3 protein-coding genes are annotated in these 9,825 nt (G+C 37.7%); all 3 read right to left on the bottom strand.

Annotated features, from left to right (window positions below; translation table 11 throughout):
* Window positions 1-191: 191 nt before the first annotated feature.
* From O9332_RS10520 to O9332_RS10510, 3 genes are read right to left on the bottom strand one after another with little or no spacing between them, the layout of a single operon-like run.
* The gene (locus O9332_RS10520; RefSeq protein ID WP_288025349.1) at window positions 192-2,063 is read right to left on the bottom strand and encodes a hypothetical protein; all 1,872 of its coding nucleotides are present in this window, start codon (window positions 2,061-2,063) and stop codon (window positions 192-194) included.
* Window positions 2,064-2,084: 21 nt separating this feature from the next.
* Window positions 2,085-6,599, bottom strand: a complete 4,515-nt coding sequence (locus O9332_RS10515) for a DUF6603 domain-containing protein (RefSeq protein ID WP_288025346.1) — start codon at window positions 6,597-6,599, stop codon at window positions 2,085-2,087.
* Between the two features lie 35 nt (window positions 6,600-6,634).
* The gene (locus O9332_RS10510; RefSeq protein ID WP_002758902.1) at window positions 6,635-9,817 is read right to left on the bottom strand and encodes a hypothetical protein; all 3,183 of its coding nucleotides are present in this window, start codon (window positions 9,815-9,817) and stop codon (window positions 6,635-6,637) included.
* Between the last annotated feature and the right edge of the window lie 8 nt (window positions 9,818-9,825).

Raw genomic sequence — 9,825 nt, 5'->3', positions numbered from 1 at the left:
TTCCGAAAGTCCTTGACTTGTTTTAGTTTTTCTATTAAGCTCAACATATCTTTCAAAAGTTCGCGTTCACTTCTCATTTTACCTGACAGTGATCGCTTTTACTTTTGATATTCTGATGGGAGAATGAAACAGCCCTACCTTAATAAGGGGGGCATCTGATAATTTTTAATGCCTACCTAGTTAATAGGTTTTTAAGAACCAATAAATCTCACTTTTTCTACTCCTTCAATCATCTCTAAAGCCAATTGTGCAGAGGTAAATGAGCTACTATTGTCCACTTGTTCTTTAATCCTGTTAGTAAGTGAATTGATATCTATAACTCTTTTTTCTGAATCTTTCCAAGGAATATTATCAACCTTTTTGTTAATTTCCTGACCATCTAAGTTTTTTAATTTTTTGTAAAAGGTTTTATTCTCATCATCCCAGTCTAGTCCGAAATGTAAGGTTTCTGGTTTTTGGTGAATATCTAATCTCTTGATTTCTCCCTTAATTAAAACATTAGCGGAAAGACGTTCCATCCGTAGTAGTTCAATCTTTTTTGTATCATCTTCATTATAACCATCAACGAGTAAACCTGGCCAACCTGACACTACATCTGAACGGAGTAAAAAACCAGTTACTGTGGGGTAATTGTTAACAGCAAGATTTGTTTTATTTTCTTGATCATGTTTATGATCTGATGTAGTTACTCGACCAATACTAAAGGCTCCATCTAATAAGCATTCTATCCAAAGGGAATCAAGATAGAAGAAACGAATTGATTCTACAGGTAACATAAGTTCATCGGGAACGAGATAATTAAAGGGTACACCTTTAAGAAGATTTAAATCTTCAAACCAATTATAAATACTTTCAGGAAGTTCTGTATTAGGTTGATTATAAACAGGTAAATGAGTTTCTACATTTTGTAAGCTTTGTCTATGAGTGCGTTTCCAATTATAGAGACTAACGGATAAATTTTTACTCTGTAAAGCGAGTAATCTTCCTAATTCCCAAGCAGCAGAGTATGAAACATCAAACATACCATTATCAGGATTATATATGATTAATTCATCTGCTGTACGAATGGGTAAAGTGATGTTATTGTTAGGGTTGTTTCCTGTGATTAAAGGACTATGATACCAAGAGAAGGTTTTCCCTCCTTGTCGTAAAAAATGGGGTAGGGGAACATAACCCATAGATAGATATTTTTCGGCTTCAGTATTATTAACTTGTGGCAATCTTAGGGTACTAGGTTCTCGGTTAAGATGGGTCAAAAGTCCTTGAAAACTTTGCTTTTCATCAATACAAGAAAAACTCCAACTTTTTAGGCTAACTAAACGAATATTATCATTATCTCCTGCTCCCTGAAAATCAAAACCGTTATTATTATAACGTCCTTCTAAAGAAACCAGATGGACGATACTTCTGCCACTTTTTTGAGGAAGTCTATTACAAATAATAACGGCTAATTCATCGCCGATTAATTTTCCTTGCTCATCTGTTCCTTGACGAACATGAGCAAGATAAGTTAAGTCTTCTTTAGTGGGTAAAATTTTTTCTAATAACTGTTTCTGGACATCAATAATTATTACTTTATCGTCTTCATGTTGTCCACTTTCTAGGCTAAAATTAGGAAATTTAGCAGTATAAATATTAATATCTTTTAAGGTTTCTAGGGTAATAATTTTGGATTCGGGGTTTTCTGTTTCTTCAAATAATAATAAAGCTAACCAAGCAGTATCATTATTATTACTAACAGATTGACGTTCCCAAGGTAAGGTACTACGGTTTAGGATAATATGGGGTAAAACATTGGAATGTTCCCCTAAGCTACCATCAGGGGGAAATACAGCGTGGATGTCTGTAGGTTTTAATTCAAAGCGTTCTCCTGATACAGTAAAACGAATAGGTTTAGTTTTCTGGTTTGTTGTAATATCTGTTGTAAAAGTAGTTCTAGGTATTTTTGCTCCACTTTCTATGGTTTGTGTAACAGTAATTTCATAGTCACCATCTTTTAAAGCTGGTTGATGATACTGAATAAATTCAATTTTAGTGGGTTCAGTTGTGGTAGTTTCTGGCATTTTTGACTCCTTTAATAATAATTAATTAACTAAAACTCCAATTTTAGGTGAACCTAATAAATGATCGGCAATTGTTGCACTGAGATCAATTTCTTCACTTTTCAAATTTAGTGCTTTTAGTAAATTATCTCTGGTGTTGTTGACTGCATTATCTACAATAGTGTTACTAATGTTTTTAGTGGTTTCCTCCTGAAAAGTGCTAATCGTTCGCCAATGATAAGCATTATTAATTGAAGTAGTGCTAAATTGTAATTTACTGCGATTAATGGCTTGAGTTGCCCCCAGTTCTGGTTGTTTTTTAGGTTTAATTTCTAATCCAGATAGGGTATTTTCAATAAATTGATTACCATTCAAACTAGGGGTTAAAGATTCGCCCCAAAGTGCGACGGGAACTTTTTTAAATAGGGGAGTACAAGCAAAATCTTCGTCAAATTCTGTTGAGTTTAGCGTTGTACCATTTTTATTAATAGTAATCGTTAATTCTGAGATTAGCTCAGAGGCTGTTACTGCCATGGAACCGATGCCAAACTGGGTATTAATTTCCTGAGTATTAAGATTAACATTACAAGTTTTAATAGGAATGACTGAATTAGCGACTAAGCAGAAATCTTTAGGATTAATGTTCCCTAAATCTGTTTTATCGTCTTGATTAACTTTTCTGACTAAACCCTCTTTAACGGCAATGGTACAAATAGCATCAGCAGCAGGGAGAAAAGAGGTTTTAAACTCATTCCAGTCAATGGCTGTGGGTGCTTGCGAGGCACTGCTACCAAAGCTCACATCAAAAGAGATAATCCAAAGATGAATATGGGCAATACCTGTAAATTCGGGTCCCCAGATGTGTAAATCTGCCCCTAATTGAACGGTAATATGCTGAGTCCCGAAAAATTGGAAAGTATAGGAAACCCCCATATCAATATAGATAGAAATATCGTAGTGATAGGGTTTCCAAGACATGAGAAAATCTGCCCCGGCGTTGAACCAAGCACTCAGAGGACCACTATTCCAAGTAGCTTGGAGGTGTCCCCCGGCCATGATAGCGGAAGGAGTCAGGGCAAAATAAGCATCTGCTTTGATATAAAGTTCACTGCTAACTTGCCAATTAAGCCCAAGGCGAGGTACTTTCGGGTAATGGTCTGGGACTTTAAAGAGGGGATGATAACCCCCTAAAGTGAGGACAAAATCTCCCTCATGGACGTTAGGGGCAAACCAGCCATAAAAGGCAAATCCTCCGGTGAGATGACAAGCTTGAGAAAGGATATAAGAGTTAGGAGTAAGTTGGGCAATAACGCCGATAAATCCTTCGGCGGGCAGAAAACTGGCTTTGATGGCTAGTTGTACTTGGGCAACCGGGGGGACTCCTGCGCCTACATTTGGGGGGGCGATGAGGGTGGCTAAACCAAGTATATTAAGTTCAAAACGATTACCAAAAGCGACGGTAAGCAGGAGAAAAGAGTCAATCAGTTTAAAAGAGGTGAATTTAATGCCGATGGCGAGGAATATTTGCCCAGTTTCGGGGGGGATATAGTCTCGGAGTTTGGTTAGTTCTCCTGTGAGTCGGGCGGCTTGGTCTGAGTTAGAACCCTCAGCCGGAGGAGGGTTAACCGCTTCGGCGACGAGGGGGAAGGTGGCAACTTGGTCAATGGTGGGGACTTTGAGGGCGCGGTTATAGCCAAAGCCGGCGGCTAATCCGGTGACGAAGAAGAAAGAGGGTCCACCGATGGGGTAGTCAAGAATGGCGTAGATAAAGAGGGAGGGATGTCCTTGAAAATAAGCATAGGACCCTATGGCGGAAAGGTTGAGGGTTTTGGCTTTGACGTTAAATTTGATAACGGCGGCCCCGTTGTATTCGTCTATGCCGTTTCGGGTAGTTCTGAGGAATGCGCCACCGATTTCTAGGGTGTCGCTGCCTTTGTAGTCGATGCCGATGCCTTTAAGGTCAAATTTGGGGTCAAATTGATTGAGGGGGGAGTTAACGGCAAGTCCATCGAGGGAGAGGGAAAGTCCGGCTAGGTTAAGACTGGCATCTAATAAAACCCAGATTTTTGAGTCTTGGTATTTCAGACCAATTCTTTGAAAGTGGACGGGACCCAAGCTTTTTTGCAGTGTAAACCATTTGGTACTATCACTAATTGGGGTGGGAGTAGAGGAAGGGGTGACGACTGGGGGAGAAAGGTTATTATCCCGTGGGGGGGTTGTTCCTTCTATTTGACCCGTCTGTTTATTGATGGTGATGGGGAGTTCTAATTGTTGGATTTCGCTTCCGAATTGAAGCGAGGGGATAAGGTCGAGACGTTGGTTAATATCGGTGGTGGGTAGTTTAATGCCTCCGTCGGTATATAAAGTGTTTAAGGCTTGTAATTCTGGGGCTGTAAAATCAGCTTTAGTTGCTAAGATTTGTAGGGAAATTTTCAGGGTTTGATTGGGAGGAAATTCTTGTCCGACTAGGGGTAGGTTAGAGAGGTTAATGCCACCATCAATATTTAAACCAAAGAGAAAATTAGTTAAGGTTTGTTGTTTAGAATAGGCAAATAAAGCATCTTTCAGGTTGATTTCTAGTCCTTCTGGTATATCATTTTTTAGCTGAGAATCAATATAACCAATCAGGTCTTTAACTTTTACCGTCTGGTCATCATGGTAAGCAGCAAGGAATTTGGTAGAGGTTTGGTCAGTATCGAAAATGAGGGCAAATTTTAAGCTCCCAATAGTGATATGTCCATCAAAGTGTTTTTTATAAGAGCCGTCTAATTGTTGGGTAATATTAATTTGAAGAATTACATCAATTATTTCTTCTTCGATCTCCAATATAGATTCACAGGTAAAGTAGAAATTTTTTGTTTCAGTATTGAAATAAGTTGCTATATTTTCAACCACTAATCCCTCAATAGCTTTGGGAAAACCTTCATCTGTTATTCCAAAGGTTGTTACTAAATCTTTTATTAACAGTCCGATGGGAATTTGCTGTCCAGGTCTGGTACTTCCGGCAAAAGTCCAACCCCCACTTTCGTTGGCATTAGTCGCCAGCAGAATCATATCTACCCCGGCAATAGTCAGAACACTGTTAATTGTAGCAAAGCTACCACCAAGGTTCTTTTCTATCTCTAGATGTAAATATTTAAGGGGTAAGATAGAAGTTCCTCCCAAGTTCAATTCCCAATCACTAGCCATCTCTATTTCAAAGGCGTATAACCCTTGTTTGATATCAGCACTTATCGCAAGGTCTAATATAGAGATGTGTGGCAGGTGAGCATTGGGGATTATTTCCTCAATGATTTGCTCTAGGGCGATGGTTTGATATAAGCCAAGTTCACCATAAAAAGCAAAGTCGGGAAAGACAGCTGAAGCGTTTACTAAACCCCCTCCCACATTGAAAGCGGATAGAAGATAAAAACGAATAGGAGTCGGATCTCCGGGGCTAACTTCCCATCGTAATAATAAACCTTCAATTGTTAATGCTTTTCCTAATAAGGGTTGATTCCAGTTTGCTGTGGTACCGATACTTAAGACAATATAAGATACCTTCAGTGGACTTAGGGATAAGTGTAAGGATAATTCACGAATTTCTAGGGTACTTAATGAGTTTATTGCCAGAGGAAAGGTATCGCTATTGTTAGGTAAATGACCACTTAATAAGTTAGTAAAAGTATCGAAACCGGGAAAAGGAATAGGTTCTGCATTTTCGATGATGAGTTGTGTACTCCCTACGGGCCAGACTATCTCTACGTTTTTAGGTGTTTTTGAGGTTCCTATGGTAACTCTCCCTAAAAAGCTAATCCCCGATCCTATATAGTTAGCATAAAGAGAGATGCTGGTATGCAAGACAAGTGAATAAATCCCAAAACTGAAAATATTTTCATAGGTTTTAGTAAAATTTAGTTCTATCTCTAAGCGTATTTCTTCGTATTCAGGTTGTTGATTTATATATCCATAAAAAGGTAAAGATGAATCTTTATAACCCGCATATTCTATTAGTGTATGTAAAAGTGGCATCTCTGAAAGTGCTATCTCTGAAACAAAATTTAGCCCCTGATGAATTTTACTAATATTTAAGGTAGTATCTAGTAATGTGAGATAGGATTTTGGGGTTTGATCTGTCTGAAAATTGTGGGAAGAAAAAACCAGTACCATCGGCTTATCAGCGGGAAATCGTAAGTCGTAAAAAAGTGAGGATTGATTACCCGCATCTGGATCGTTGCCAAAATTAGTATAATCGGGAAGGTCTGGATAAGACCAAGAAAAATCCCAAACCTTCGGGAGAGTGGCTTTTAGAAGGTATTCTAACTGACCATTATATACAAAAAAGATGCCCTCAACAGCTTGCAGTCTTACTCCCAGTAATGAAGGTATTCTTGCTTGAAAATGCAAGGAATCATCCGTTTCAGTGATGGGTTGTTTTACTCCTTCAAGTTGTAATATTTCTCCAGAAAAGGCTTGTTGAAGTTGATTAGCTAAAGCTGAACCGATGGCATTCTGATCCAGTGTCAAATGACCTAAGTTGAGTTGGTTTTTGATGGATTGAAGGTGGGGATTGCTCATGTAAGTAGGTTGGTTTTTTAATGGGATAGATTGATTTACAGTTTCTTAGCATTTAAAAGCATACTTTGTTGTTTTCTTAGTTTTCTCCTGTCATGCTCAGATAAAGTTGATTGATCTTCTTTTATTTCTTCAAGCTTTCTCTTAACTCCTCTGGCTTTTTCTTCAATACTGTCAACTTCCATTACTGTTTTATCAGGTTTTTCCTTCGCAAGTTCTTTTTTCATATTCTCAATGTCAGTTTGTATAGTTGCTTGACTTTTCTGTATGTCCTCAACCTTTGTCTTCAAATTCTGAATTTTCATCCCCAAACCTGTGTCTGTAATAATCAATTTAAGTTGGCTTTGATTTTGCTGTTCTACGGTCATCTTGTTAAAATCTTTTTCAATTTCAGTGTAAATAATTCTTTGGGATTCAATGTCAGTATTGGCCGTTTTAAGCGCTGTTTCTAGGTGGCTGCAATTTGTTGTTGGTTGATCTAGTTTTATGTTTGGAAAATCAGGATTAAGCACTTTTAGACGGTCCTTTATTGTGGACATTTCCCCTGCTATTTGTTCTGCAAACCCCTCTATTGAATTCAGGTTATTGCGGATTTCATGTAGTTTTTGATCTAAATCTAAAACTCTGCCGATAATCCCCGCTTCTTCCTCGCTAGGTAGCAGTTTTTCTACACGGCTTTTAATTTTTTGCTTGTACTCAGACTCTTTACCCATTGCTATATATAACGCTCTTTCTACCATGTAATCAAGGATCTGGCATTCATGTAAGTTTATGCTTTCACTTTGAGCATCGTAGATGTGGTCAAACACTTTTTTCCCATCATAATAAAGCTTGTAGCGCATCCAACGGGCTATTGGTAGATACATGAAAAAATGTCTTTCTAAATTGTGCCGGAATTGGAAAAGCTGTTTCTTTTTTTTTGCATCAGTAGCAGGACTACTAATTTCATCTGACAAGGCTTTAAAAGCTGTTCTAAGAGCCTGATCATCTATGTTACCAGAACCATCTGTTTTTAATCTATATTTAACTGGCTTTGCTAACGGCACGCCTTCAAAAAATTTATCTCTTTGTGTTACTAAGTCCAGCTGAGGATTTTCCTTGTCAATACCTAATTTTTCATTTAAACTTTTTTGCGTATAACTTCCTCCTGTTACCCATGTACCCGCATTCGGTATCAAATAAGCCGTAATTCGGGCTTTTAATTTACCTCGTTCAACTGCTGTAAAATCGGTTTCATTTTGACTGACGCGACGTTGACCAGTTTCAATCGCCAGTTGTTCAGTGTTGCAGTGTTTGCTACCAGAAACAAAATTACCCAATTCTTCTGGACCGCCATCCCCATGACCAAACAGGTGACACCATTCTTGATCGGTTTTTAAACTAGAAGCATCAACAGTAGCATTTGCATCTAGTTTATTATCTTTGCGCCATTGCTTCTTAACATCATCATCATTAAGCTGTCCTAGTACATATTTAGCAAAGGAGGTAGCCGATAATTTAGAATCAGTTATTTTAGGCGTGATATTACTGGCTTTCATCCCAGGATATACATGAAAATCACTCAAGGCTTCTGCCATCGTTTTCCCCGCATCTACTCGTTCATTTTCGTTAAAACCTAAAGTGAGGTCTTGTCCACCAGCGTTGAACTTTTTCCATACCCGGTAGCCAGTATTGTCTAACTTTACAGATATTTCAATTTTTTTGATATCAAATTTATAATCATAACCAGGAATGCTCGGATTCGTAACGCGAGGCGGAAATGGGTCTTGGCTAGGATTATTTCTCTTAGTTGCTGACTGATTAAATGTTTTATAATATTGAATCAAACTATTTATACTACCAATGACAGGATTTTTAAATCCATCTTTTTTGACTTTGTCGTAAGGCCAATTAGTAGGGTAGAAAGCATCAGGTTTGTTAGTTGTGCGGTTTTGTTTAATTGCTGGAGGAGACGTTACTAGACAATCTGGATTTAATTCAAACACATAACTCCATAATTTTGCTAAGGGAAAATTTGCATCTCCATCAAGCAAATTAATTAACCATTTATAGTTTACCTCATTCACCCTATCGGCACGCATAGGATAGCCACTACTTCCACGCCCTCCCTCGCCTATATTTACGGCGGAGATATGCCCCATTAAAGTTCCCCCGTTATCGTGGTAAAAACAGTGATAGTTTCCCTTAGGAAGCTCGCAAGCCGCCTGATGTGCTAAGTCTTTAGCTTTTTCTGTTTCTTTATCATTTCTTTCAGTATCATCTTTTCCATCATCCTTTTTGAAATGAATTCTGTTCTTCAACAAGTTACTCTCTGTTTTCAACTGAAAGACATTTTGTATAGTTTTAGTTACAGTATTCTTCCCCTTCTCCTTATCACCCAACTTATTGATTTGACCTCTTAATTCCCACAAATAACGATATTGCTCATTTCCTTTTCCTAAAAAATATTCAGCGTCTTCGTTATCACGCTCTTCATCTTTATTTTTTATTTTTTCATCATACTTGTAAGTTCGCTTTATCTCATAATCATTAGAACCATCTTTTTTTCCGTATTTATATCTTTGGGTATCTTCACTATTATCCAGAAAAAGCAATCTAGCGTTAGGATTTACATAAACACCGTAATATAAGTCAGTGCCATTTGTATAAGATCCCTCTGGGCTGATAGCAATGGCTGGCACGATTAAGGTTTGATCCTGAAGGGGTTTTTCATTTGTTATCCAGTGTTTTCCTCCTATCTTATTACCTGTACTATTATCAAATCTTACAAAAATTTTATTGAGCAAATTTGCATTTACAATGCGTAATCGGTTCAGTATTATTTGATTGCCAGGAGTATCTTTTACCTCATTGTTACCGTCGAGCCATTTCCAGTAGTATTTATTTTCTTCATCGGCTATTCGAGCTAAAAGTGTGTCAACATCTTTAGAAAGATGGGTGTCTTGTAAGATATAGCCAATGAGGCATTGATTGAATTGGCAGGTTTCTCCCCATAGGGATTTCATTGAATTATTAAATTCATCTATTATCTTATTGTCCATCGTAATGGGAGTTAGTTCGGTTTTAAGCTTAAAAGTTGTTAAAGCCGCTTTGAGTATAGATTGATAGTAATTTGTTATGGTAGGCGTTTGTGTGGTATTAATTGTAATGACATTAATAACATTGTCTTTAAACTCAACTCGATCGTCTGTTTCGATTTTTATAGCTTGGAAGTTTCCCATGATTTGAC

The sequence above is a fragment of the Microcystis sp. LE19-10.1B genome (genome assembly GCF_027530565.1).
Lineage (GTDB): Bacteria > Cyanobacteriota > Cyanobacteriia > Cyanobacteriales > Microcystaceae > Microcystis > Microcystis aeruginosa.
This window is presented reverse-complemented; position numbering and strand designations above follow the sequence as displayed.

Coding starts and splice junctions, on each gene's coding strand:
- O9332_RS10520 (WP_288025349.1), bottom strand. CDS start 2,063: ATGCCAGAAACTACCACAACTGAACCCACTAAAATTGAATTTATTCAG.
- O9332_RS10515 (WP_288025346.1), bottom strand. CDS start 6,599: ATGAGCAATCCCCACCTTCAATCCATCAAAAACCAACTCAACTTAGGT.
- O9332_RS10510 (WP_002758902.1), bottom strand. CDS start 9,817: ATGGGAAACTTCCAAGCTATAAAAATCGAAACAGACGATCGAGTTGAG.